The following is a 23,757-nucleotide window of genomic DNA, read 5'->3' on the forward strand; positions in this document are numbered from 1 at the left end:
TGTGGGAGCGAGCCTGCTCGCGATGGCGATCTATCTGCCAATACAAATCTCAAACCCCTTTGAAGATGCCAGGCCGCTTCTCGACCATCGACCGCACACCTTCTTTGGCATCCTCACTGGCCAGCAACTTCTTCACCAGCGCCGGCAATCCCTGCGCTGCTGCCGTTTCTCCTTCGTAACGCGCCTGCCGGGCCGACATCAACGTCGCCTGCACCCCAAGCGGCGCCTGCCGGGCAATCCGCTCCGCCAGTTCAAGCGCTCGCGGCAGTAAATCCTCACTGGCCATGACTTCCTGCACCAGCCCCAGATGCAAGGCGTCATGGGCGTCGAATTCATCGCCGGTCAGCAGCCAACGCATGGCATTGCCCCAGCCCGCGACTTGATGCAGGCGCAACGTCGCGCCGCCGAACGGGAAAATGCCGCGCTGCACTTCTTTCTGGGCGAAGCGAGTGTTGCTCGCGCACAGGTTGATATCAGCGGCCAGCATCAGTTCGATACCAATGGTCAGGCAATAACCTTGCGCGGCGACGATCACCGGTTTGCTCACCCTGGGCCCGGCAAACACCCCCCACGGATCACAGCCGCCTGGCGGTGCCTGCCAACCTTCGGCCAGGGCCGCACTGGCGTTGATCAGATCGAGCCCGGCGGTGAAATGCTCGCCATGGCCAAACACCACCGCCACCCGCGCCTCGCTGTCGGCCTCGAATTCGCCGTACGCCAGGCTCAATTCATTGAGCAGGTCGAGATCGAAGGCATTGCGCTTGGCCACCCGATCCAGACCGAGCAACAGGACATGACCGCGGCGTTCACGGGTAACACGACTGTGGTCGGGCTGGTTCATGGGGCATTTCCTCGGGGTGGGAAGGGGTCGTCGGACTGCCGGTCTGCGGCCCCGGGATGAACCGTTTTAGCGCGATCGCCAGCAGGGCCGGGGCCTTTGAAAAATAGACCCTTGCACGATTATCCGCAAAGCCTGTGACACAACGGTGTATGCGTCAGTTTTCCGACAAATAATGCTCCCTTTTTGGCCGATTTCCGGTATAGTGCGCGCCGGCCTTTAACCGGGCCGCGTTTAGGTAGCGCAATTCCCCGAAGCCAGCTTCGGCTGCACGTTCGCACTGCGAACTCTTCCTTGACGAATCTTTTTCATTCATTCGTTTTCGCAAATCCCCGCCGACAAAGCAGCCAGGGCGACTCTTGAGTCTTACACGGCATGCGCAGCTTTGGAGCATGGGTCTTTGCGGATGCACTTAGAGGCAGACCCATGACCCAGGAAACCGGCGGCTTCGCCGCTTTTAATCTTAATCCGAATATCCTTGCAGCCGTCATCGCGACTGGCTACGAAGAGCCTTCGGCTATTCAGCAGCAATCGATCCCGATCATCATGGCCGGCCAAGACATGATTGGCCAGGCGCAAACCGGTACCGGTAAAACCGCCGCGTTCGCCCTGCCGATCCTGCACTGCATCGATCCTGCCAAGCGCGAGCCGCAAGCCCTGATCCTGGCGCCAACCCGTGAGTTGGCGCTGCAAGTAGCAACCGCTTTCGAAACCTACGCCAAGCAAATGCCGGGCGTTACCGTTGTGGCCGTTTACGGCGGCGCCCCTATGGGTCCACAACTGAAAGCAATCCGTAATGGCGCACAGATCGTTGTCGCCACGCCGGGCCGTCTGTGCGACCACCTGCGTCGCGACGAAAAAGTATTGTCGACCGTGAACCACCTGGTTCTCGACGAAGCCGACGAAATGTTGAAGCTGGGCTTCATGGACGACCTCGAAGTTATCTTCAAGGCCTTGCCAGCGACCCGTCAGACCGTATTGTTCTCGGCCACCCTGCCGCAGTCGATCCGTGCCATTGCCGAACGCCATCTGCGCGATCCGCAACACGTGAAGATCCAGACCAAGACTCAGACCGTTACCGCGATCGAACAGGCTCACCTGTTGGTTCACGCTGACCAGAAGACCTCGGCTGTATTGAGCCTGTTGGAAGTGGAAGACTTCGACGCCCTGATCATGTTCGTGCGCACCAAGCAAGCGACCCTGGACCTGGCCAGTGCCCTGGAAGCCAAAGGCTACAAAGCCGCTGCGCTGAACGGTGACATTGCCCAGAACCAGCGTGAGCGCGTGATCGAATCCCTCAAGGATGGCCGTCTGGACATCGTTGTGGCGACCGACGTTGCCGCTCGTGGCCTGGACGTTCCGCGCATCACTCACGTGTTCAACGTTGACATGCCGTACGACCCGGAATCCTACGTGCACCGTATCGGCCGTACCGGCCGTGCCGGTCGCGAAGGTCGTGCACTGCTGCTGGTGACTCCGCGTGAGCGCCGCATGCTGCAAGTGATCGAGCGTGTAACCGGTCAGAAAGTTGCTGAAGTTCGCCTGCCGGACGCTCAAGCTGTTCTCGATGCCCGCATCAAGAAACTGACCAACAGCCTGTCGCCGCTGGTGGCTGATGCCGAATCGACTCACGGTGATCTGCTGGATCGCCTGACTGCCGACATCGGTTGCACCCCGCGTGCCCTGGCCGCTGCGCTGCTGCGCAAGGCCACCAACGCTCAGGCGCTGACCCTGGCTGCAATCGAGAAAGAACGTCCACTGGTGCCAAACAACGCACCGCGTGGCGATCGTCCAGAGCGTACCGGTGATCGTCCGGACCGTGGTGATCGTGAGCGTCGTGCTCCGGTTCCATTGGCCGAAGGTCGTGCCCGTTGCCGTACCGCGCTGGGCGCGCGTGACGGTATTGCGGCCAAGAACCTGCTGGGTGCCATCCTGAATGAAGGCGGTTTGGCTCGTGAAGCCATCGGTCGCATCCAGGTGCGTGACAGCTTCAGCCTCGTCGAGCTGCCGGAAGATGGTCTGGAGCGTCTGCTGACCAAGCTGAAGGACACTCGCGTTGCCGGTAAGCAGTTGAAGCTGCGTCGCTATCGCGAAGATTGATCCGCTCCCGGGCTGATTGATCGAACATAAAAAATCCCCGACTGGTTCGGGGATTTTTTATGCCTGGATTTTGATTCAGGGTTTGGCGTTGGCGTAGAGATAGTCCGTGGCCAATGACGCCAGCGTCCGCACGCCGACCACCAGCGCCGCCTCATCCACAAAGAACCCCGGATTATGATTCGGCGCCGCCTTGCTCATGTCCTGGTCTTTGGGCGTGACCCCCAGGAATACAAACAACCCCGGTGCTTCCTTGGCGTAGAAGGAAAAGTCTTCGGCGCCACCGACCAATGGCCCCTGCACCACGTCGTCCTTGGCCGCCCAGCGCAAGGTCGGCAGCATTTTCTCTGTCAGTGCCGGGTTGTTGATCGTCGGGTCATACTTCTCGATGATCGTCACTTCAGCCTTGGCGCCACCGCTTTCGGCGATTTTCTCCACGGTCTGGCGTACGTCGGCGTGCAGCTTCTGGCGGATGGCGTAGTCGTAGGAGCGGATAGTGCCGCTCATGTCCACGGACTCGGGAATGATGTTGTAGCGGGTGCCGCCGTTGATCGTACCGATACTGACCACCGACGGATAAGACGAGATGTCGGTACGGCGGCTGACCACGGTTTGCAGGCCGACGATGGTTTGCGCGCCGACCGTGATCGGGTCGATACCGTCCCACGGGCGCCCGGCATGGGTCTGCTTGCCGAGAATTTTAATGCGCAGGTCATCGGAGCTGGCCAGGGTCGGGCCAGGGCGATAGGCGATACGGCCGGCGGGGACGCCGGCCCAGACGTGCAGGCCAAATACCGCGTCCGGTTTCGGTGATTTCATCACGCCTTCTTCAATCATCATTTTCGCGCCCCAGGTGTTTTTACCGTCGGGGATGAAATCGCTAGGGCCTTCTTCTGCCGGCTGGAAATAGAACACCACCGTGCCGGGCAAGGTGTCGCGCATGCCGGTCAGGATTTTCGCCGTGCTCAGCAGGATGGCGGTGTGCGCGTCGTGGCCGCAAGCGTGCATCACGTCGACTTCTTTGCCGAGGTAGGTGCCTTTGGCTTTCGAGGCGAAAGGCAGGTCCGAGACTTCCTTGACCGGCAGCGCATCCATGTCGGCGCGCAGCGCGACGGTCGGGCCGGGCAGGGCACCTTTGAGGATGGCCACCACGCCAGTGCGGGCGACGCCGGTTTTCACCTCAAGGCCCATGGCCCGCAGTTGTTTGGCGACCAGTTCCGAGGTGCGTTGTTCGGTGTTGCCCAGTTCCGGGTGGGCATGGAGGTCGCGCCGGGTTTCCAGCAGCTCGGGCTCCAGGGCCTTGGCCTGTTCGGCGATGTGGGTGCGGGCGCCTTCCAGTGTATCGGCGCTGGCGTGGCCGGCCAGTGCGCCGAACAGGGTCAGCAAGCAGGTTTGGGCAATGCGGGTCAGCTGCATGGGTATCTCCATGATTGTTGTTTTTTTGGCTTCAGTGCCTGTGACTCGAGTGCTGGAGTCAAGTGCTATTCCTGCACCTGGCCGCCACCTGCCGTGATCACTTGCACGCTCATGCGTGGCGTCGCCAGATCGAGCCCGGCCTCATCCAGGTGCCGCTTGAGTGACAGGTTGAACGCCCGGGACACTTCCCACTGCTTGATCGGCGCGGTCTTGAAGCGGGCGCGCAGGATCGCGTTTCCCGACTCGAAACTCTCGACCCCCTGGATCTCCAGTGGCGACCAGATATTGCGCCGTTGCAGCGGATCGGTGCGCATCTTCTGCCCGACGTCGCGCATCAGTTTGATCGCGTTATCGATGTCCATGTTCGAAGGCACTGCCACCCGGAAGATCGCGTAGCCGAATTCCCGGGAGTAGTTTTTGATGCTTTTGATTTCGCTGAACGGAATGGTGTGGACGATGCCGTCGATGTCCCGCAGGCGCACGGTGCGGATGGTCAGGCCTTCGACGGTGCCCAGGTGGCCGCCGACGTCCACGTAATCGTCGATGGCCAGGGAGTCTTCGATGATGATGAACAGCCCGGTGATCAGGTCCGCCACCAGCGACTGCGCACCGAAACCGATGGCCAGGCCGATCACCCCGGCACCGGCCAGCAGCGGTGTGACGTTCATGCCCATGTTGGCCAGGGCGACGATCAGCGCGATGATGAAAATGGCCACGAACAGCACGTTGCGGATCAGCGGCATCATCGTCTGCGCGCGGGCGTTGGCCAGGCCTTTGCGCGAGCGGGTGAGAGCGTGGTGCACGGCGGTGTCGCTGAGGATCCAGATCAGCCAGGCAAAAATCAGCGTGCCGCCGAGGCTGAACAGTTTGACGCTGATTTCATGGCCTTCGCCTTCAGTGAACGCGATGAACGACAGGCCCCAGACCCGCAGGCCGAGCTCGATGAATGCCAGCCACACCAGCAGATGGGCAAGGGTGTAGAAGAAGCTTTTCAGGCGATCGGAGTACAGCGCATGTCGCTTCGCGCTGCGCTGCGGCTTGAGGGAATGGCGGCGCACCAGCCCGTTGATGACCATGCATAGCACCAGCAGCACGGTGCAGATCAGCGACTGGCGCAACGCCGTGCTGGTATCGCCGGCCGAGACGAACGTGGCGAACAACGAGATGGCCACCAGCACCAGCGCCGGTACGTACCAGAAGGTGCCGAGGATATCGATGGTGTCGCTGAGGGCGCGCCGGGTCAGGCGTCGGGACAGCGGTTGGTTGCGGATCAGATGGGCAATCGGGCGGCGGAACCGCAGGATGAACAACCCCGTGGACACCGCTGCCAGCACGTTGGCGATCGTCGCGGCGGTATGCGCCAGGTGACTGCCGAGGCTGGCGACCAGGCGCGGGTCGCCCAGGGCTTCACCGAAGGCGGCGAAACTGCCGATCAGCCACAGCGGCCGAAAGGCCTGATGGCGCAGGATGTACAAGGCGCGGTGGCGGTGCGGGCCGTCGAGCACGGAAAACGCGATCACGCAGATCGCCGAGAAACAGGTACCGACCACCAGCGCATAAGCCAGCACCATGGCCAGGCTTTTGCCCAACGACGAGGGCAGGGCATAGCTCATATACACCGTGATGACCAAGGCGATCAGCCACGGCCCGAGCTTGCGCAGGGCAAAGCGCAGCATGTCCAGGGCCCTGGGGTGTTGCGGCAGTTCTTCGGTCAGGCCGAAGCGCATCCGCACCCGGTGCCCGAGCCAGATCAGCGCGGCGGCCAGCAGGCTCCAGATCATCAGGATCATGGCGAAGGCAAAGATGATCGGCAGCCATTCATTGGCCGGCAACACCAGCGCCGCCAGTTCATCCTCGGCCAGTTCGAACTCTTGCGTCCAGCGCGTGAGCGGGCTGTCGGCGCCGGAGAACTGTTTTTCGAAATTGGCCAGGGTACCGCCGATGAGGCCCAGAACGCCTGTTTCAGTGGTGGGCCGGGCTTTCAGGGTGGCGTCGCGCAGCTTTTTCAGGTCGGTCAGCAACTGGATCCGTTGCTGATCGTTCTCCAGCGACTTGATGACTTCATCCAGGGACTGGCCCAGGGGTTCTTGCGCCTCTGGCTGGGATTTCGCCGAACCGCCGAGCAAGCCCGGCAAACCGACCGCCTGGGCAGGGGCCAGCGGCAGCAGCGTCATGAGGCAGACGAGGAAAAGGGATGGCAGGGCAAAAAGACGAGCGAACACTAGGCGGTCAACCTCGGATGAGCGGATCGACCGAGTGTACGAGCCCGTCAAAATCAATGCGAGCCAGGGTTGAGGATTTATTCGTTGAGTTTGGCGAGGATCTTGAACACCACGGTGGCGAGGATCGTCAGCATGCCGATCCACATCGCGAACACGCCAATGTTCTTGTCGCGAAAATTGAAACCGATCGCCAGCATGATCATCCCGGCAAGAATCGGGATCAGCATGGCGTGGAACGAAGACATCGTGATCATGGGCGACTGCCTTGTCGGAAGGGGTAGTTAAAGTCTAGGTGGCTTTTGAGAGACTGGAGGTGATGGGCGTAGGAGCTGCCGAAGGCTGCGATCTTTTGACCTTGATCTTCAGCATTCAGCCTGGCATCAAGATCAAGATCAAAAGATCGCAGCCTGCGGCAGCTCCTACGGGGCTATGGCAACTCGCGGCAGGCGTAGAACGCGCTCAGCACCTTGACCAGGTGCGCCAGGTCATGGCTGCCGCACAGCTCGCGGATCGAGTGCATGGCGAACGTCGGCAAACCGATGTCCACGGTGCGCACGCCCAGGTGGCTGGCGGTGATCGGGCCGATGGTCGAGCCACAACCCATATCGCTGCGCACCACGAAGCTCTGCACCGGCACTTCTTCGGCCATGCACAGATGGCGGAAGAACCCGGCTGTTTCGCTGTTGGTGGCGTAGCGCTGGTTGCTGTTGACCTTGATCACCGGGCCGGCATTGAGTTTCGGACCGTGGTTGGCGTCGTGTTTGTCGGCGTAGTTGGGGTGCACGCCGTGGGCATTGTCGGCCGAGACCAGCAGGGATTTCTGAATGGTGCGTACGAATTCATCACCTTCGGGCAGCAGGCGACGCAGGGTTTGCTCGAGCATCGGGCCGTCGGCGCCGCAGGCGGAGCAGGAGCCGACTTCTTCGTGGTCATTGCAGACCAGCACGCAGGTTTCATCGGTCTCGGTCGTCAGCAAGGCTTGCAGGCCGGCGTAGCAGGACAGCAGGTTGTCCAGGCGCGCACCGGCGATGAAGTCGCCATGCAGGCCAATGATCGCGGCGCTTTGGGTATCGTAGAAGCTCAGCTCGTAATCCAGCACCACGTCGGCGTTCAGCCCATGCTCCAGGGTGAGCTGGTTGGTGAGCACGGCGCGGAAGTCGACCCGTTCGTCACCGGCAAATTGGGCGAGGATCGGTGGCAACTCGGTCTGGGCGTTGATGGCCCAACCCATGTTGGCTTCGCGGTTGAGGTGAATGGCCAGGTTCGGGATGATGGCGATCGGTACCTTGAAGTCGACCAGCTGACTCTCGACCTTGCCGTCACGGCGGAAGGTCACGCGGCCGGCCAGCGACAGATCACGATCGAACCACGGCGCCAACAGCGCGCCGCCATAGACTTCCACGCCCAGTTGCCAGAAGCCCTGGCGTTGCAGTTCCGGCTGGGGCTTGACCCGCAGGCAGGGGCTGTCGGTGTGGGCGCCAACCAGGCGAATCCCGCCGTGCAGCGGCGAATGACGGCCCATCTTGATGGCGACGATCGAAGAGTCGTTACGGGTGACGTAGTAACGACCATTGGTTTCGGTGGTCCATGGCTCGCGCTCGTCGAGGCGTTGATAGCCCGCCGCTTCCAGGCGCTGTACCAGGCTGGCGGTGGCATGAAACGGGGTAGGGGAGGCCTTGAGGAAGTCGATCAGGCCTTGGTTCAACTCTTCGCGCATAAGTAGCTCCAGACAGCAGTGGAGCCAGTTTAACGTATTGGTCGGGGGCTTTGGGCATGACGTGTACCACTCACCTCAGCTCGCAGCCTCGACCCGCTTTATCAGGTACTTCATGATGATCCGCTCATCCTCGGGCTTTTCGGGCCGGGGCAGTTGCGCGGACCAGCCCTGCTTCGTCTCCAGCAGCTTTTTCTGACGGCTGCGGTCCCAACGAAGAATCTCCCGCGAGGCACTTTCCCACCACTCGTGGCGGCACGCCGTGTAGTACGGGTGATCGGGTGCCGCGCTGCCGTAAAGCAGATCGCGTCCGACCTTTCTCAGCGGGCCGCTCTGGTGACGCAGCTTCCATTTTATTTTCAGTCGCTGCCAGGCCGAAGGGAAGGGTTTCGCACGCGGTACATCACGGCACAGTTCAACCAGGTGCTGACTGAACGCCTCGCCATGCAGGGAGAAGAAAAGCGCCTGCATCGCGTGGAAAAAGCGTTTATCCGCAAAGTAGTGATAGATGGACTTCCTGGCCTCAGCCACAGGCTTGCCGTGCATGGCGAACGACAGGGCGATCTGCTCGATGGTGTGGATGTCGAAGCCGTCGCGGGTCCATTCGTCGATGAATCGGATGGACGCTTCGAACAGCGCCGTGTCGCGATCAGTCACGCCGCACACGCCGCTGTTGAACAGCTTGAAGCCGTTATCCGCGGTGATGCCATGCGCGCGCAGGTAACCGCCGAGCTTCACATAGTCGGGGCGTTCGTGGACGTCTTTCCAGTCGTATTCGAACCGGTCCATCAGGTAGTGCCCAGGCTCAATCCGCTCGAAGATCTGCATCGGGTCGCGGGTGAACAAGGTGTCGGTGTCGACGAACAAGGTCTTTTGCGCCAGCGTCAGCCCATAGGCGATCGCGCAGGCCTTGCGACGATGGTGATAGCTGTTTGCGCCTTGCCACAGGGTCAGGGTTTCCTGGGTCAGGGTAACGGTTTCCACTGGCCAGCCGGCATAGTCCTGTGGACGATCCGTAAGGATTCTGATGCTCGGCAGCTTGCCGTTCGTGGCGTGGGACAGCGCGGTCAAAATACTGAACTTGGCTTCCCGCCGGTACACGTCATGGTCGCCGTAGATCAGGTAAAGCAGCTGGTGTCGGGTTTTTTCGACGGGTAACGCCAGGAAATCAGTACAACTCATCCGGATTAATATCCTTTCTCTGAAGCGGCAAGCTTAAAACGGTGCCGGGCATTCGAAGCGCAAGCGTTCGCCGGTTTGCGGATGGGTGAAGCTGAGCATACTGGCGTGCAGGCACAGGCGCGGCCAGGCGGCCAGGGCCTGTTCGTGCGCATAGAGCCCGTCACCCAGCAGCGGATGACCGATGGACAGCATGTGCACGCGCAGTTGATGGGAGCGGCCGGTGATCGGTGTCAGTTCGACGCGGCACCAGTCGCCGCAACGTTCCAGCACGCGCCAGAAGGTCAGGGCATGCTTGCCGAACTCATGGTCCACCACGTGGCGTGGTTTGGTCGGCGGGTCGTAACGCAGTGGCAGATCGATGCTGCCACTGTCGAGCTCCGGTTGGCCCCAGCACAGCGCGGTGTAGGCTTTTTCGGTTTCGCGGTCGTGAAATTGCCGAGACAACTCGCGATGAGTATCCGGATCACGGGCCAACAGAATGATGCCGGACGTTTCCCAATCCAGTCGATGGACGATTCGCGCTTCCGGGTAGCCGTTTTCTTGCAGGCGGGTAATCAGGCAGTCCTTGTTGTCGTCAGCCCGGCCAGGGACGGAGAGCAACAGGGTTGGTTTATCCACCACCAGTACGGCGGCGTCCTGATGGATGATGCGGATGTTGGACAACGGCATTAAAACAGCCTCGTAACAAACGCCAACGGCGGCTCAGAACCTTCGTTGTCCCCTGTAGGAGCTGCCGCAGGCTGCGATCTTTTGATTCTGCTTTCAAAACAAGATCAAAAGATCGCAGCCTGCGGCAGCTCCTACAAAGGCCCGAAGGCCCTGAACCGCCGTGGCTCCTGTCTGATCGACTCAGCGATCCGGCAGGGTGATATTGAGTTCCAGGATCGAGCAGCTGCCCTGGTTTTCCAGAGCGACGTGCACGTCATCGGACCCGATATTGACGTACTTGCGGATCACTTCCACCAGTTCCTTCTGCAAGGCTGGCAAGTAGTCCGGCGTACTGCGCTGGCCGCGTTCATGCGCCACGATGATCTGTAGACGCTCTTTCGCTACCGAGGCGGTACTTGGCTTCTTGTTGGCACGAAAGAAGTCAAAAATGTTCATTACCTACCTCCAAACAGGCGCTCGAAGAATCCCTTCTTCGTGACATCGAGGAAGCGATGTTCCACGGTTTTACCCAGCAGGCGATCGACCGCATCGCTGTACGCCTGGCCGGCGTCGCTCTGATCGTCGAGGATCACCGGCACGCCGGAGTTGGAAGCCTTGAGTACCGCCTGGGATTCCGGAATGACACCCAGCAGGGTGACCGCCAGGATTTCCTTGACGTCTTCGACACCGAGCATTTCGCCGTCACTGACCCGTTGTGGGTTGTAACGGGTCAGCAGCAAGTGTTCCTTGATCGGTTCTTCGCCCTTTTCCGCGCGGCGCGACTTGCTGGCCAGCAGGCCGAGCATGCGGTCCGAGTCACGTACCGAGGACACTTCCGGGTTGGTCACGATGATCGCTTCATCGGCGAAGTACATCGCCAGGTGAGCACCTTTCTCGATGCCGGCCGGGGAGTCGCAGACGACGAATTCGAAGTCTGCCTTGAGCGCCATCAGGACTTTTTCCACGCCATCGACAGTCAGCGCGTCTTTGTCGCGGGTCTGACTGGCGGCCAGTACGTAGAGGTTTTCCAGGCGTTTGTCTTTGATCAGCGCCTGCTGCAGGTTGGCTTCGCCGTTCACGACATTGACGAAGTCATACACCACGCGGCGTTCGCAACCCATGATCAGGTCGAGGTTACGCAGGCCGACGTCGAAGTCGACGATAACTGTTTTGTGGCCACGCAGAGCGAGGCCGGTACCGATAGCGGCGCTGGTGGTGGTCTTACCCACACCACCCTTGCCGGATGTAACCACGAGAATCTTGGCCAAGGTGTTTCACCCCTAAGGAAAAAGGACTTTTAGCCCCTGAAAAACATCTCTTGAAAAACTACTGCAGTCGGACAGCCTTGGCTGGAATCCGGTTCAGAGCGGCACTTACTTACGGTAAACACTGCTTGTAGCCTTTTTCCTACTTCGTTTGAGCCGTATTCGCTACGTTTTAGAGATGCTTGGAAAATGCGGCAGTATCCGTTAAAGCCGAATGATGTTCAACACATCGCCCGACAGGCTGACCTGCACGCCCGAGCCCCACAAAGGGTCGCGACGCAGATCCTCCGAAACTTTGTAATGGCCTGCGATTGAGACTAGTTCAGCGCTCATCTGCTGACAGAAAATCCTGGCTTTGGTGTCGCCTTTGACCCCGGCCAGCACACGACCACGCATCGGGCCGTATACATGGATGTTCCCATCGGCGAGAAGTTCCGCCCCCGGACTGACCGACGACACCACCACCAGATCGCACCCCTGGGCATAAATCTGCTGGCCACCCCGTACCGGCGACGTGATGATCTTGGTCGGCTTGAGCGTCGGCTCCGGCGGTTTTTCCGGTTTTTTCTTCACCTCGCCTTCGTACGGGTCCAGCGCACGTTCCCGGGCGCCGGACGGTGGCAGCACCGGCAGGTCGACCGCGATGGCGGCGGCGATGTCCTCGATGCGGCTGGCACGGATCGCCAGGGTGCGCAAGCCGTGCTGGCGGCAGATGCGCATCAGGCCGGGCAGATCGACGGCGCCTTCGTGGGGCGGCAGTTTGTCCAGGGCCAGCACCAACGGCGCGTTACTGAAGAAGTTAGGCGCCTGGGCAACCTTGGCGGCCAGTTGCCGATCGAGGTTCTCGAGGTCGTTACGGGCCAGTTCCAGCACCGTGATGGCGAGCATGCTGCCCTTCAACTGGAACACGGGATCTTGGTCTAGCGGATCGATTTTGCTCATGTCGGCATACAACGGCTTGTCACTAAAAGTGCCGAGACTTATAACGAGAACGCCCGCGGGCCGCAAGCCGGGTCGAACGATGTAGAATGCGCGGCCACTGTCTTGACGGAAGCTTTAATGGATCGCCCGCGTTTTCGAACAGCATTTCTTTCTCCGCGTTTCTGGCCGCTGTGGTGCGGGCTGGGGCTGTTGTGGCTGATAGTCCAGTTGCCGTACCCGGCATTACTGGGTATCGGGCGCGCCCTGGGTGCATTGATGTATCGCGTGGCCGGCGACCGACGGCGCATTGCCAAGCGTAATCTCGAGCTGTGTTTCCCTGAAAAGACCGCTGCCGAGCGCAAGCGCCTGCTCAAGGAAAACTTCGCCTCCACCGGCATCGCCTTCTTCGAGATGGCCATGAGCTGGTGGTGGTCGCGCGAACGCCTGGCGAAACTGGCGCATGTCGAAGGGCTGGAGCATTTGCAAAAGGCCCAACGTGAAGGCAAGGGCGTGATCCTGATGGCCGTGCATTTCACCACGCTGGAAATCGGCGCGGCGCTGCTCGGCCAACAGCACACCATCGATGGCATGTACCGCGAGCACAAGAATCCGTTGTTCGACTACATCCAGCGCCTAGGTCGCGAGCGGCACAACCACGACTCGCTGGCGGTGGAGCGCGACGACGTGCGTGGCATGCTCAAGCTGCTGCGGGCCGGCCGGGCCATCTGGTATGCACCGGACCAGGACTATGGCGCCAAGCAAAGTATCTTTGTGCCGCTGTTCGGCATTCAGGCCGCGACCGTCACCGCCACCAGCAAGTTTGCCCGGCTGGGCAAGGCGCTGGTGGTGCCGTTCACCCAGGAGCGCCTGGCGGATGGCAGCGGTTATCGACTGGTGATCCATGCGCCGCTCGAGGGTTTCCCCGGCGAGACCGAAGAGGCCGATTGCATTCGCATCAATCAGTGGGTCGAAGGCGTGTTGCGCGAATGCCCGCAGCAATACCTGTGGGCCCACCGCCGCTTCAAGAGCCGTCCGCCGGGCGAGCCCAAGCTGTACGCAAAACGCGGTTGATCGATCTCTTTGAGCGCCATGGAGTGTTGCCATGAGTCCTGCTGAACCGGTGACAGGCTTGATTCTTTCCGGTGGCGGGGCCCGGGCGGCCTATCAGGTCGGGGTGCTGGCAGCGATTGCCGAGCTGTTGCCGGTGGGTGCAAGCAATCCGTTTCCGGTGATCGTCGGCACGTCGGCCGGGGCGATCAACGCGGTCAGCCTGGCCAGTGGGGCAATGGATTTTCGCGGCGCCATCGAGGGTCTCACCGCGTTCTGGCAGGGCTTTCGCAGTCACCTGGTACTACGCAGCGACTGGCCCGGGGTGATCCGTCAGGCGAGCCGTTTTGTCAGTCACAGTCTGCTGGGCATCGGTGCCCAGGTTCCGGTGGCCCTGCTCAACAGTTCGCCGCTGCGCGGGTTGCTCAATGACAAACTGCACATGACCGGTATTGACGAGGCCATTGCGCAGAAGCAGCTGCAGGCAGTGGCGGTGACCGCGTTCGGTTACGAATCCGGTCAGGCCGTCACGTTTTATCAGGGCGGCGGCACCATCGACGCCTGGTTGCGCCATCGACGAATCGGCGTTCCCACACAGTTGACCGTAGAGCACTTGCTCGCCAGCTCTGCCATTCCGCTGCTGTTCGCGCCAGTGAAAATCGGCGAAGAGTATTTCGGTGATGGTGCTGTGCGCCAGTCGGCACCGATCAGCCCGGCCCTGCACCTGGGTGCCAGCCGGGTGCTGGTGGTGGGTGTCAGCGGCAATCCGCGGGGTGTCGACCCGCAGCAGCCGCTGCAACGCGCCTACACCGGTCAGCAGCCGACCCTGGCGCAGATCGGCGGGCACATGCTCAACAGTACGTTCATTGACAGTCTGGAAAGCGACATCGAGTTGCTGCAGCGTCTCAATCAGTTCAGTCATCTGCTGCCCGACGGCACCCCGACCCGCGCGCTCGGCGTGGCACCGGTAGAGGTGCTGGTGATTTCGCCGAGCCAGCCGATCGACGAAATCGCCGCGCGCCATCGCCAGGAATTGCCGGCGGCGCTGCGCCTGTTCCTGCGCGGGCCGGGGGCGACCAAGACCAGCGGGGCGGGGGTGTTGAGTTATCTGCTGTTCGAGGCGGGGTATTGCAGCGAGTTGATTGATCTGGGGCGGCGGGATGCGCTGGCCAAGCGGGATGAGTTGTCCCGGTTTCTCGGGTTGGCGGAATCTGTGGTTGCGGCTTGAGATCGGCGGCGTGGCCATCGCGAGCAAGCTCGCTCCCACATTCGATCTACTGTGAACACATTATTTGTGATCACCACTGATCAACTGTGGGAGCGAGCTTGCTCGCGATGGCGTCACTGCAGACGCCGCTGAATCAGAAATGAACCTTGACCAGGAAGCTGGTCACGCTCTGATCAGTCTTGAAACCCTGGCTGTCTTCAATACCGTACTTGTTTTTCCAGTAGTCATACTCGACACCGACGTACAACTGCTTCTCGCCCAGATTCAGCGCCTTGCCCAAGTCGTATTTGACCTGTGGATTGAAGTGCAGGTTGGCGTGGTATTCGCCTTTTTTGTTGACGTCATTGTCGACCACCCAGTCCATGAAGCCATCAATCAGGATGTTCGAATCGCCCACCGGGATGGTGTAGGACCAGACCGGAGTGACCTGCCAGATATTGTCACCGGGGCGGTCGCCTTCGGTATGACGGTTGTAGAAGTTCAGCTGGAAGTAATCGAAGCCCGGGATCGCCAGGTCAAAAGCAGGACCGATCAGGTACGACTCGGTATCGTCTTCACCGAACTCGTACGTCATGGCCAGCAACACGTCTTTGATCGGGCCGAACTCGAGTTTCTGATCGAAGATCTTGCCGAACGACAGGCGCGGGCTGATTTCACCGTAGTAGGTGTTCTCACCGGCGAAGGAATCTTCCTTGCCGTTGTAGAAGATCTTGTCGACGAACATGAAGTTGTCGCCGTATTTCCAGCCATCGGCGTGTTCGAAGGTCACCGTCTGCTGAATGCGCGGGTTGACCTGGAAGTCCTTGCCATACAGATAGGTCAGGCTGTTGTTCTGCCATTGCAGCAAGTCGCCGGCCATGGCCTGGCCACCGGCCAGCAAGGATCCTGCGAGCATCAGGCTAGTGCACGTACGTTTCATTCGGTTGCTCCCAAAAAGTAGGTGTTCCACGTTATTTTTCTAAGGTCGGCGCTCTGGTCTGGCGCCTTTTTCTCAAGCTGTAAAAAATCGTCCAATCGGTCAGCTTCAGGGCTGTTGGCAAGCGCTGCGCCAAGGCTTTCGCAAAGCACAAAAACTCCCGCTCGGCTGCTCGAAAACAGTCGATTGAGAGGGGTTTTGGATGGCCTTGATACCGTCCAGAGCCGGGATAAGTTGGCTTTCTGGTCAGGAATTAAATCCGGGCTTTTTTTTAAAGCGGATTTGGGCGGCCGCGGAGAATACTGACTCCTTGGCCAGGTCTCAAGTGCCCCGCAACAGCGCACGGACGACAGGTTTAAGGCGCGGTTGCGGGCCATCTTAGAAATGCACCTTCACCAGCAGGCTGGCGGTGTTTTCATGGGTGTCCAGGTTCGAGCTGTTTTCGACCCCGTACTTGTTTTTCCAGTAGCTGTATTCGGTGCCGACATAGAACTGCTTCTGGCCCCAACCCAGGGCTTTGCCGAGGTCGTATTTGATCTGCGGGTTGATGTGCAGGTTGGCGTGGTAGGTGCCGCGGGCGTTCTGGTCATTGTCCACCACCCAGTCCAGATAGCCATCGATCAACAGGTCCGATTTGCCCAGTGCAATGCTGTAGGACCAGGCGGGTGTGATCTGCCAGACACCGTCGCCAGGGCGCGGGCCTTCGGTCTGGCGGTGATAGAAATTGAGGGTGAAATAGTTGAAGCCTGGCACTGCGAGGTCGAAGCCGGGGCCGATCAGGTAGGCCTCGCTCTCGCCTTCGCCATACTCGTAAGTCATGGCCAGCAGCACGTCCTTGATCGGGCCGTATTCGAAGCGGCGGTCGAGGATCTTGCCGAAGGACAGGCGCGGGCTGAACTCGCCGTAAAAGGCGTGACGGCCTTTGCTGCGGTCTTGTTCGCCGTTGTAGAAGACCTTGTCGACGAACAGGAAGTTGTCGCCGTATGTCCATTTGTCGGCATGCTCGAACGTCACCGTCTGCTGGATCGACGGGTTGATCGCGAAGTTCTTGCCGTACAGGTAGCTCAGGCTGTTGGTCTGCCATAGCAGCAGATCGCCGGCCATGGCCTGACTGGCGGCCAGAAGACCACCGCACAACAACATGCTTGTCTGGGTCCGAATCATCTGTTGCTCCCTCTTGTTTTTATTGTTCGAGGCGCAGGCAGCCACTGACCTGTGGCCTGGTGGCTTGCCTTTTTGTTTTTGTAGGAGCTGGCTTGCCGGATCGCCGCACCGCAGCGAAGAGGCCAGCAAATCCACCATCAATGTCGTCTGACACACCGCCTTCGCCGGCAAGCCGGCTCCTACAGGGGGTTGTGGTGTCAGTGGGTCAATGCGGGTGGGCGTGGCAGTCGTTGATGGCCGCGCGTTCGGCGCCGCCGAGGATGTTGAACAGCAGGTTCAGTGACAGCGCACTCAGCGTGGCCATCGCGATTCCGCTGTGGGTGATCGGGCTCATCCACAGCGGCAGGTGGGCGAAGAATTCCGGGCGCACCACCGGGATCAGCCCCATGCCGATACTCACTGCCACCAGCAACTGGTTGCGACGATCACCGATGTCGGCTTCCTGGAGAATCTTGATGCCGGTGGCGGCGACCATACCGAACATGGCGATGGCCGCACCGCCCAATACCGCCGGTGGAATCGACGCCACCAGGAAGGCCGCTTTCGGCAGCAGGCTCAGTACCACCAGCAACCCGCCGGCAACGATGGTCACTGAGCGGCAACGCACGCCGGTCATCTGCACCAGGCCGATGTTCTGGGCGAAGGAGGAGTGGGTGAAGGTGTTGAAGAACCCGGCGAAAAACGAGGCGCCGGCATCACAGAGCAGACCGCGACGCAGCATCCGCGGGCAGACTTCCTGGCCGGTGATCTTGCCCAGTGCGAGGAACATCCCGGTGGACTCGACGAAGATGATCACCACCACCAGGCACATCGAAAGGATCGGTGCGAGTTCAAACTTCGGCATGCCGAAATGCAAGGGGGTGACGATTTGCAGCCACGGCGCCTGAGCCATGCCGCTGAGGTCGACCATGCCGATCAAGCCGCAGATCACGTAGCCCAGGCACATGCCGATCAGCACGGATATGTTGACCCAGAAACCGCGCATGAAGCGATGAACCAGCAGAATGGTGGCCAGTACCAGGGCGGCGATGGCCAGGTAAATCGGCGAGCCGAATTGTGCGGCGCCAGCACCGCCACCGGCCCAGTTCACCGCCACGGGAAACAGCGACAAACCGATCGAGGTGATGACCGTACCGGTCACCAGCGGCGGGAAAAAGCGTACGACTCTGGACATGAATGGCGCGATGAGCATGCCGAAGAATCCAGCGGCGATGGTCGCACCGAAAATCCCCTGCATACCGATGCCCGGCATGCCGGCCATGGCCACCATGCTGCCGACGGCGGCGAAACTGGCGCCCATCATCACCGGCATGCGGATGCCCATGGGGCCGATGCCCAGCGATTGAACGATAGTGGCAATCCCGGCGACCAGCAGGTCGGCGTTGATCAGGAAAGCGATTTCTTCACGACTCAGACCGGCGGCCTGTCCGATGATCAGCGGCACGGCGATGGCTCCGCCGTACATCAGCAAAACGTGTTGCAGGCCGACCAGGATCAGTTGCAAAAGGGGCAAACGCTGAATGGCGGGTGCGTCGGGGATGCGCGCTTCGGATAGCTCGGACATGCAACACCTCGGATTTTTTTATTCTTGTGATTTACAGCCGCATTGCTGCTGGCAGCTGTTTTCTAATCAGGTGGACCGCGTCGCGGCCATTCGCGAGCAGGCTCGCTCCCACAGTTGATCTCTGCTGTTCACCAGATATGTGTTCACAGGAGATCCAATGTGGGAGCGAGCCTGCTCGCGAAGCTTTTCAACGATTAATTGGTTGGAGCTCCCTGCACAATCCACGCGCCGATCAGGTCACGTTCCTGCTGGGTCATCTGGGTGATGTTACCCAGCGGCATGATCTGGCTGGTGACGGCTTGCGCCTGGATCCGCGCGGCGTTCTGGCGGATCTGCTCGGGGGTGTCGAACATCACACCGGCCGGTGCCGCGCTGAATAGCGGGCTGGTCGGTTTGGCCGAATGACAGACCGTGCAGCGTTCCTGAATCACGTTGTGCACCTTGTCAAAGCCAGGACCTGCATTGGACGCTTGCGCCGGTGCGGCGGCAGGCGCTTCTGCGGGTTTTGCTTCAGCCGGTTTCAAACCACCGCCCAGTGCTGTTTCCGGCAGAGGCTGGTATTCGATCTTCGCTGGGGCGTTGGCGACTTCAGGGGCGCTGGACATCGGCTTCGGCCCGGACACGTAGGCCAGGCAAATCATGCCCACCGCTGCCACGGGCAGGGTCCAGGCATATTTGTGGCTGTCGTGACGGGTGTTGAAGTAGTGACGCACCAACACCGCCAGTACCGCGATCCCGGCCAGGATCAGCCAGTTGTACTGGCTGCCGTAGGTGCTCGGGAAGTGGTTGCTGATCATGATGAACAGCACCGGCAAGGTGAAGTAGTTGTTGTGACGCGAACGCAGCAGGCCTTTGGCCGGCAGCGCCGGATCGGGCGTGCGGTTCTCGGCGATCGCCGCCACCAGTGCACGTTGCGCCGGCATGATGATGCGGAACACGTTGCCGACCATGATGGTGCCGATGATCGCGCCGACGTGCAGGTACGCACCACGACCGCTGAACACCTTGCTGAAGCCGTAGGCGGCGCCGATGATCAATACGAACAGGATGAAGCCAAGCAGGGCAGGGCGTTTGCCCAGGGCCGAGTCGCAGAGGAAGGAGTAGATGAACCAGCCGATGAACAACGAGCCAAGACCGATGGCCACGCCTTCAGGACCGCTCAGGGTGCTGCCCGGTGCCAGCAGGTACAGCGTCGGGTTGGCGTAGAACACCACGCACAGCAGCGCGATCCCCGACAACCAGGTGAAGTAGGCTTCCCATTTGAACCAGTGCAGGTTGTCCGGCATGGTCGGTGGGGCCAGTTTGTATTTTTCCAGGTGGTAGATGCCGCCGCCGTGGATCGCCCACAAATCGCCAGCCAGGCCGCTTTTCGGGTTGACGCGATTGAGGTTGTTCTCCAGCCAGACGAAATAGAACGACGCGCCGATCCAGGCCACGCCAGTGATCATGTGAACCCAGCGCACGCTCAGGTTCAGCCATTCCAACAGATGTGCTTCCACAGTCTTTACCTCTCGCCTGTCACTCTGTCGTCGAGTGATCAGACCTTCTCTTATTGGTGGGGGGCGAGGATCAAACGCTCATCCTCTTTGAAAAAGTGCTCATCGCAGTTATTGCCTGTGCCACTGCGATCAACCACCAGGAAGTCATCCCGCTTTTCGATCGTCAGCACCGGATGGTGCCAAACGCCGCGATGGTAATTAATGCCCTGCCTGCCGTTGGTGACGAAGGCGCGGACCAAGCCTGATACAGGTTCATCGCCAAGTGGCGCGACCACGATCAGAAAGGGGTTGCCGAGCAGCGGAATGAAAGCCTGGCTGCCCAGCGGGTGACGCTCCAGCATGCTGACGGTCAGCGGCATGTCCTGCGCGTCGGCGCGGAAGATGCTGATGATCGCGTTGTCCTCTGGCGTGGCGGTTTCCACCGTCGCCAGTTTGTGAAAGCGCATGGTCGAACCATTGTTGATCATGAAGTGATCGCGGCCAGAGGTTTCGATCACGTCACCGAAAGGGGCGAAGGCTTCTTTGGTCAGCGGTTCAATCGTCAGTGTGCGCATGCTGGTCTTCTTAATCTTTTGAATTTGATCGTTCCCACGCTCTGCGTGGGAACGCCGCCATGGACGCTCCGCGTCCACTGTGACGCGGAGCGTCACGGTATGCATTCCCACGCAGAGCGCGGGAACGATCATCGCTGTCTTATTTTGCGACCTTGCCGAGAACGCGCAGGCGGCTCACACCACCATCCGGGAACACGTTCAGGCGGATGTGGGTGATCGGGCCCAGCGCCTTGATCTGCTCGGCGAAGGTGTGTTCGGCGTGCATTTCCAGTTTCTGCGCCGGCAGCAGTTCGCGCCAGAACAACGATTGGGTTTCGATCTGGCTGTCGGTGCCGCCTTTCACGAACGCGCCCTGGATCGAGCAGGTGTCCGGGTAGTTGCCCTTGAAGTGCAGGGTGTCGACGATGACTTTCTCGATCTCGCCAGCATGACCCAGCGCGACGATCACCCAGTCATTGCCTGGCGTACGACGACGTGCGGTTTCCCAGCCGTCGCCCATGTTGATGCCACGGCCCGGGTTGAGGATGTTGCTCATGCGCCCGAAATGTTCGTCGGAGCAGGCGAGGGCGCGGCCACCGTTGAGGGCTGCTGCCAGGTCGATTTGCTCGTTGTCGCCGACAGCGGACCAGTCGCGGAACGGAATGCCGTACACACGCAGACGGGCGACGCCGCCATCCGGGTAGATGTTGAAACGCAGGTGGCTGAACGCCTGGTCGTTGCTGATTTCGTGGTAGTGGTGGCTGTTGCCTTGCAGTTCGACTGCGGACAGCACTTCAGTCCACTGGGTGTTATCGTCCGGCTCGCCCGAGGCCAGGAAGCAGGCTTCCAGGGAGGCAGACGGCGGGAAGTTGCCGGTGAAGAATGAGGTGTCGATGTCCACGCCTTTGATCGAACCCGGTACACCCAGGCGGATCACGGCGCTGTCGTAGCCTTCGAAGCGCTTGCGGCGCGACTCCCAGCCGTCCATCCACTTGCCGTTGTCGTCGAACACGCCCTCCTTCCACACAGCCGGGGTCGGCTGGAACAGGCGGTTGGCATCAGCGAACCAGTCATCGGTGACCGAGATGATTTTGGTGCCCAGGCGGGCGTCGGCCAGGTTGACGAACTTCTCGAAAGGTACGGCGTAAGCTTTCATTCTTCTAGTCTGCCTTTTATTAAGTTGGCTTGGGATGCTTGCAATGCCCTGGGTGTCTTCGCGTCTTAAACACTTGGGCAAGCCTCGCTATAGGGTCAATAATCGGAACAACGCAATCTTGTTGATCTCCGCCAGCGCGCATTTGAATTCGGTCTCTGCCGAGTTGTGAATGCGCGTTTCGAACGCCGCGAGGATCTGATGCCGGTTGCTGCCTTTTACCGCCATGATGAAGGGAAACTTGAACTTGGCCTTGTAGGCGTCGTTCAGCTCGGTGAAGCGCTGGAACTCATCGCTCGAGCATTGGTGAATACCGGCGCCAGCCTGTTCATTTGTGCTGGCTTCGGTCAACTGGCCCTGGACGGCGGCTTTGCCTGCCAGGTCCGGGTGAGCGTTGATCAGTGCCAACTGACTGGCGTGATCGGCGCTCGACAGGATGTCGCTCATGCGCTGGTGCAGGGTTTCGATCTCGTCGATCGAAGCGTCCTGGCCCAGGTCGAAGGCCTTCTCGGCCACCCATGGCGAATGTTCGTAGATGTCGGCGAAGGCGGCGACAAACGCATCGCGGCTCTGGGTCGAGGGTTTCAGGGTTTGAAACTGGCTCATTTCGCGGCCCCTTGGTACGGGTGGGTTTCATGCCAGTGGCGAGCGATGTCGACGCGACGGCTGAACCACACCTGTTCATGACTTTTAGCGTATTCGATAAAGCGCTTGAGCGAGGCCAGACGCGCCGGACGGCCGATCAGACGGCAGTGCAGGCCGATCGACAGCATCTTCGGTGCTTCGGCGCCTTCGGCATACAGCACGTCGAAGGCGTCTTTGAGGTATTCAAAGAAATCGTCGCCCTTGTTGAACCCCTGGACCTGGGTGAAGCGCATGTCATTGGTGTCCAGGGTGTACGGGATCACCAGGTGCGGCTTGCCGGTCGGGTTGTTCGGTTCCCAGTAGGGCAGGTCGTCGTCGTAGGTGTCGCAGTCGTAGAGGAAACCGCCTTCTTCCATCACCAGGCGACGGGTGTTCGGGCCGGTGCGGCCGGTGTACCAGCCCAGTGGCCGCTCGCCGGTGATTTCGGTGAGCACGCGGATCGCTTCGAGCATGTGCTCGCGTTCCTGCGCTTCATCCATGTACTGGTAGTCGATCCAGCGATAGCCATGGCTGCAGATCTCGTGGCCGGCATCGACCATGGCGCGGATCACGTCCGGGTGACGCTGGGCGGCCATGGCCACGGCGAAGACGGTCAGCGGGATGTCGAATTCCTTGAACAGTTTCAGAATCCGCCAGACACCGGCACGACTGCCATACTCGTACAGGGATTCCATGCTCATGTTGCGCGCGCCTTGCAGCGGCTGCGCCGAGACCATTTCCGAGAGGAAGGCTTCGGATTCTTTGTCGCCGTGCAGGATATTGCGCTCGCCACCTTCCTCATAATTGAGGACGAAGGACAGGGCGATGCGGGCATTGCCCGGCCAGTGTGGGTGGGGAGGGTTACTGCCGTAACCGATCAGGTCGCGTGGGTAGTCAGCGCTCACTGCAGTCTTCCTTCTTGTTCGTGTTGACAGGTTGTGTGACAGCCCTGGTGTTGGGGTGACAGGCTGGTGTCACAGCGATGGAATGATTGTATACAACTTTATATCCACATTGTAAGCCTGTTTTTTCGCATTTTTCCCTAACGGTTATCTTTGCTTGAGGTTGCAAGAAACCTGCCTGACTGGTCAGCAAATGGATAGAGGGTCCTTTGATTTCATGGTGCGAAGGCTAATTCGTCGGGAATCCCCGAATGACGGGGGTAGGGGTAAAAATGTCGTTTTTATTGTGTACAATTTTTTTTAAAAGTGTCTTAATCGATGCCTCGCCGTAGCGTTTCGTGCTCCGAACCGGTGCGGTCTCCTTTTCAACTGACTTCGGGAGGCGCGAGGCCTGACTGCCCCAGGCAGCCAGGCGCGCAGAATCAATGGGACGTTTGACTACACACGTTTTAGACGCTGCACACGGTTGCCCGGGCAGCTCGATCAAGGTCGAGCTGTACCGCGTTGAAGGCTCGCAGCTGGAACTGATCGCCACCGCGATCACCAACAGCGATGGCCGTGTCGATGCACCGCTGCTGCAAGGCGAAGACTACCGGTCCGGGGTCTATCAGGTTCAGTTTCATGCGGGCGACTACTACCGCGCCCGGGGCGTGCAGCTTCCGGAGCCGGCGTTTCTGGATGTGGTGGTGCTGCGGTTTGGCATCTCTGCCGAGCAGGATCATTACCACGTACCGTTGTTGATTTCGCCATACAGCTATTCAACGTACCGAGGAAGCTGATCCCCAAACAACGGTCTCATCCTGGAAGCGACTGCGCATATAGCT

23 protein-coding genes are annotated in these 23,757 nt (G+C 60.3%); 4 read left to right on the forward strand and 19 right to left on the reverse strand.

Going from position 1 to position 23,757, the window contains the following annotated elements; genetic code table 11:
• Nucleotides 1-49 precede the first annotated feature (49 nt).
• Entirely contained in the window at nucleotides 50-841 is a 792-nt protein-coding gene (locus tag ACA067_RS07900; RefSeq protein ID WP_497461280.1) for a crotonase/enoyl-CoA hydratase family protein, read from the reverse strand.
• 423 nt (nucleotides 842-1,264) lie between these two features.
• On the opposite strand from ACA067_RS07900, the gene ACA067_RS07905 reads away from it, so the two are divergent.
• Nucleotides 1,265-2,938, forward strand: a complete 1,674-nt coding sequence (locus ACA067_RS07905) for a DEAD/DEAH box helicase (protein ID WP_064676602.1) — start codon at nucleotides 1,265-1,267, stop codon at nucleotides 2,936-2,938.
• 75 nt (nucleotides 2,939-3,013) lie between these two features.
• Here ACA067_RS07905 and ACA067_RS07910 read toward each other — a convergent pair whose 3' ends face one another.
• The 9 genes from ACA067_RS07910 to minC all read right to left on the reverse strand — a co-directional run bounded on the left by ACA067_RS07910 (nucleotide 3,014) and on the right by minC (nucleotide 12,324).
• Nucleotides 3,014-4,351: an amidohydrolase gene (locus tag ACA067_RS07910; RefSeq protein WP_497461281.1), complete on the reverse strand. Its 1,338-nt coding sequence runs from the start codon at nucleotides 4,349-4,351 to the stop codon at nucleotides 3,014-3,016.
• A 65-nt stretch (nucleotides 4,352-4,416) separates the two neighbouring features.
• A complete protein-coding gene (locus tag ACA067_RS07915; protein ID WP_497461282.1) occupies nucleotides 4,417-6,573 on the reverse strand; it encodes a mechanosensitive ion channel family protein in 2,157 nt (718 codons plus the stop codon).
• 77 nt (nucleotides 6,574-6,650) lie between these two features.
• Complete coding sequence (locus ACA067_RS07920) at nucleotides 6,651-6,827, reverse strand: hypothetical protein (RefSeq protein ID WP_497461283.1); 177 nt, start codon at nucleotides 6,825-6,827, stop codon at nucleotides 6,651-6,653.
• 173 nt (nucleotides 6,828-7,000) lie between these two features.
• Nucleotides 7,001-8,290, reverse strand: a complete 1,290-nt coding sequence (locus ACA067_RS07925) for a M18 family aminopeptidase (protein WP_497461284.1) — start codon at nucleotides 8,288-8,290, stop codon at nucleotides 7,001-7,003.
• A gap of 75 nt (nucleotides 8,291-8,365) precedes the next feature.
• On the reverse strand, nucleotides 8,366-9,469 hold the full coding sequence (locus ACA067_RS07930; RefSeq protein ID WP_497461285.1) for a hypothetical protein: 1,104 nt from the start codon (nucleotides 9,467-9,469) through the stop codon (nucleotides 8,366-8,368).
• Nucleotides 9,470-9,502: 33 nt separating this feature from the next.
• A complete protein-coding gene (locus tag ACA067_RS07935; protein WP_030131660.1) occupies nucleotides 9,503-10,138 on the reverse strand; it encodes an RluA family pseudouridine synthase in 636 nt (211 codons plus the stop codon).
• A 180-nt stretch (nucleotides 10,139-10,318) separates the two neighbouring features.
• A complete protein-coding gene (minE, locus tag ACA067_RS07940) occupies nucleotides 10,319-10,573 on the reverse strand; it encodes a cell division topological specificity factor MinE (protein ID WP_007944431.1) in 255 nt (84 codons plus the stop codon).
• Entirely contained in the window at nucleotides 10,573-11,385 is an 813-nt protein-coding gene (gene minD / locus ACA067_RS07945) for a septum site-determining protein MinD (protein WP_150765849.1), read from the reverse strand. Before minD ends, minE begins: the two co-directional genes overlap by 1 nt.
• Nucleotides 11,386-11,586: 201 nt before the next feature.
• Entirely contained in the window at nucleotides 11,587-12,324 is a 738-nt protein-coding gene (gene minC / locus ACA067_RS07950) for a septum site-determining protein MinC (protein WP_497461286.1), read from the reverse strand.
• A gap of 117 nt (nucleotides 12,325-12,441) precedes the next feature.
• Between minC and ACA067_RS07955 the strand changes: the two genes are divergently transcribed.
• On the forward strand, nucleotides 12,442-13,374 hold the full coding sequence (locus ACA067_RS07955) for a lipid A biosynthesis lauroyl acyltransferase (RefSeq protein ID WP_497461287.1): 933 nt from the start codon (nucleotides 12,442-12,444) through the stop codon (nucleotides 13,372-13,374).
• A gap of 31 nt (nucleotides 13,375-13,405) precedes the next feature.
• Nucleotides 13,406-14,578 (forward strand): patatin-like phospholipase family protein, encoded by a 1,173-nt coding sequence (locus ACA067_RS07960; RefSeq protein ID WP_497461288.1) that lies wholly within the window; start codon nucleotides 13,406-13,408, stop codon nucleotides 14,576-14,578.
• Nucleotides 14,579-14,711: 133 nt separating this feature from the next.
• On the opposite strand, the gene ACA067_RS07965 is transcribed toward ACA067_RS07960, so the two are convergent.
• From ACA067_RS07965 to puuE, 9 genes are all read right to left on the reverse strand, one after another.
• Nucleotides 14,712-15,497, reverse strand: coding sequence for an outer membrane protein OmpK (locus ACA067_RS07965; RefSeq protein WP_497455880.1), 786 nt, complete (start codon nucleotides 15,495-15,497; stop codon nucleotides 14,712-14,714).
• Nucleotides 15,494-15,871, reverse strand: coding sequence for a hypothetical protein (locus tag ACA067_RS07970; RefSeq protein ID WP_497461289.1), 378 nt, complete (start codon nucleotides 15,869-15,871; stop codon nucleotides 15,494-15,496). The genes ACA067_RS07965 and ACA067_RS07970 overlap by 4 nt, the downstream gene beginning before the upstream one ends.
• A gap of 1 nt (nucleotide 15,872) precedes the next feature.
• Complete coding sequence (locus ACA067_RS07975) at nucleotides 15,873-16,658, reverse strand: outer membrane protein OmpK (protein WP_497461290.1); 786 nt, start codon at nucleotides 16,656-16,658, stop codon at nucleotides 15,873-15,875.
• A 205-nt stretch (nucleotides 16,659-16,863) separates the two neighbouring features.
• Nucleotides 16,864-18,222, reverse strand: a complete 1,359-nt coding sequence (locus tag ACA067_RS07980) for a nucleobase:cation symporter-2 family protein (protein ID WP_497461291.1) — start codon at nucleotides 18,220-18,222, stop codon at nucleotides 16,864-16,866.
• Nucleotides 18,223-18,416: 194 nt separating this feature from the next.
• Entirely contained in the window at nucleotides 18,417-19,721 is a 1,305-nt protein-coding gene (locus ACA067_RS07985; protein WP_497461292.1) for a urate hydroxylase PuuD, read from the reverse strand.
• Between the two features lie 50 nt (nucleotides 19,722-19,771).
• Nucleotides 19,772-20,275 (reverse strand): ureidoglycolate lyase, encoded by a 504-nt coding sequence (locus ACA067_RS07990; RefSeq protein WP_403101035.1) that lies wholly within the window; start codon nucleotides 20,273-20,275, stop codon nucleotides 19,772-19,774.
• Nucleotides 20,276-20,414: 139 nt separating this feature from the next.
• Nucleotides 20,415-21,410, reverse strand: a complete 996-nt coding sequence (alc, locus tag ACA067_RS07995; protein WP_338922273.1) for an allantoicase — start codon at nucleotides 21,408-21,410, stop codon at nucleotides 20,415-20,417.
• 87 nt (nucleotides 21,411-21,497) lie between these two features.
• Nucleotides 21,498-22,013 carry a 2-oxo-4-hydroxy-4-carboxy-5-ureidoimidazoline decarboxylase gene (uraD, locus tag ACA067_RS08000; protein ID WP_497461293.1) on the reverse strand — a complete coding sequence of 172 codons (516 nt, stop codon included), beginning with the start codon at nucleotides 22,011-22,013 and terminating at the stop codon, nucleotides 21,498-21,500.
• Nucleotides 22,010-22,936, reverse strand: a complete 927-nt coding sequence (puuE, locus tag ACA067_RS08005; RefSeq protein WP_128871836.1) for an allantoinase PuuE — start codon at nucleotides 22,934-22,936, stop codon at nucleotides 22,010-22,012. The genes uraD and puuE overlap by 4 nt, the downstream gene beginning before the upstream one ends.
• A 422-nt stretch (nucleotides 22,937-23,358) precedes the next feature.
• On the opposite strand from puuE, the gene uraH reads away from it, so the two are divergent.
• Complete coding sequence (uraH, locus tag ACA067_RS08010; protein ID WP_497461294.1) at nucleotides 23,359-23,712, forward strand: hydroxyisourate hydrolase; 354 nt, start codon at nucleotides 23,359-23,361, stop codon at nucleotides 23,710-23,712.
• Nucleotides 23,713-23,757: the final 45 nt, after the last annotated feature.

Source organism: Pseudomonas sp. LBUM1674, from assembly GCF_059695635.1.